The following is a 992-nucleotide window of genomic DNA, read 5'->3' as shown; positions in this document are numbered from 1 at the left end:
AACGTGAGAACCTTGTTCCAGATGCGAAGGAAAATGACAAATGGCCAACACCATGAGGAAGAATACCGATGCTGGAACGAGGGGCGGAGCCTCCCGTAGTAGCGATGAAGCCTCTGTAATGGAGGTGGAGCGAAGGGGCGGCGTTATCCGGCCGACGAGCGTTGCCAACCTCCGGGGATGAGTGGCGTGAGCTCGGCGAAACCTTATGACATAGCGAAACGCACGGTATGGGACGCCTACCAGCAGGTCAGGGCCAACCGCGGTGCTGCCGGCATCGACGATGAAACCATCGCCGATTTCGAGCGGGATCTGTCTAAGAATCTCTACAAGCTGTGGAATCGGATGTCGTCGGGGTCGTACTTCCCGCCTCCGGTCAAGCAAGTAGAAATTCCCAAGGCATCGGGAGGCACGCGCAAGCTGGGAGTGCCCACGGTTGGTGATCGTGTCGCGCAAACCGTGGTCAAGCTTCTCATCGAGCCGGAGCTGGACTCGATCTTCCACTCGGACTCCTATGGGTACCGGCCGGGACGATCAGCGAAGCAGGCGGTGGCGATCACGCGTGAGCGCTGCTGGCGATACGACTGGGTGGTGGAGTTTGATATCAAGGCAGCCTTCGATCAGATCAATCATGGGTTGCTGATGAAGGCGGTGCGCCTGCACATCAAGGAGGACTGGATACTTCTGTACATCGAGCGGTGGCTGGTTGCGCCGTTCGAAACGGATCACGGTATGCGCGTCCGACGCGAACGCGGCACCCCGCAAGGTGGAGTGATCAGTCCCCTCCTGATGAATCTGTTCATGCACTATGCCTTCGACACCTGGATGCAACGTACCAGCCCCAACTGCCCGTTTGCCCGCTACGCCGATGATGCGGTGGTGCACTGCCGCAGTCGAAAGCAAGCGGAGTACGTGATGCGCTCCATTGCTTCACGGCTGGCTGCCTGTGGCTTGACGATGCACCCCGAGAAATCGAAGGTCGTGTACTGCAAGGA

Annotated in this window: 1 protein-coding gene; it reads left to right on the top strand. The window is 58.9% G+C overall.

The features are described 5' to 3' along the window. Nucleotides 1-186: 186 nt before the first annotated feature. Nucleotides 187-992 (top strand): group II intron reverse transcriptase/maturase (ltrA, locus tag MCRY_RS22405; protein ID WP_217808270.1); only part of this gene is annotated, 806 nt, incomplete at its 3' end.

Origin of the sequence: Marivita cryptomonadis, from assembly GCF_002115725.1 — a bacterium.
In the GTDB taxonomy this organism is placed as follows: Bacteria; Pseudomonadota; Alphaproteobacteria; order Rhodobacterales; family Rhodobacteraceae; genus Marivita; species Marivita cryptomonadis.
The sequence above is the reverse complement of the archived record's forward strand: the minus strand, read 5'-3'. Positions and strand labels throughout refer to the sequence as shown.